Source organism: Bifidobacterium sp. M0353 (assembly GCF_016100645.1).
Taxonomy (GTDB): Bacteria; Actinomycetota; Actinomycetes; order Actinomycetales; family Bifidobacteriaceae; genus Bombiscardovia; species Bombiscardovia choladohabitans.
Genome location: NZ_JACFSB010000337.1, coordinates 1 through 242 on the forward strand (window position 1 = coordinate 1; position 242 = coordinate 242).

A 242-nucleotide genomic window follows, 5' to 3' on the forward strand; every position below is an offset into this window, starting at 1 on the left:
TGCTCCGTCAGCCAGAGCCTGAGCGTTATTACCCACGGCAATCGCTTCAGTACCACCAACGGTTATATTATTACCCAGAGCCATACCATTATCTGAGCTGACAATGGAGTTATTACCGATTATAGTGGCACCAGTTCCTGTACTGGCTGAGTTGGCCGCACCCACTGTATTACTGTTACCAATAATATGTACACCATCAATCGCATTATTGATAGTATTGCTGTTACCAAATACGGTTGTAT

At 44.2% G+C, this 242-nt stretch carries 1 protein-coding gene; it reads right to left on the minus strand.

Annotation, left to right across the window (positions count from 1 at the left end):
• On the minus strand, nt 1–242 hold a 242-nt coding region (locus H3V04_RS09980), incomplete at both ends, for a hypothetical protein (protein ID WP_198188545.1).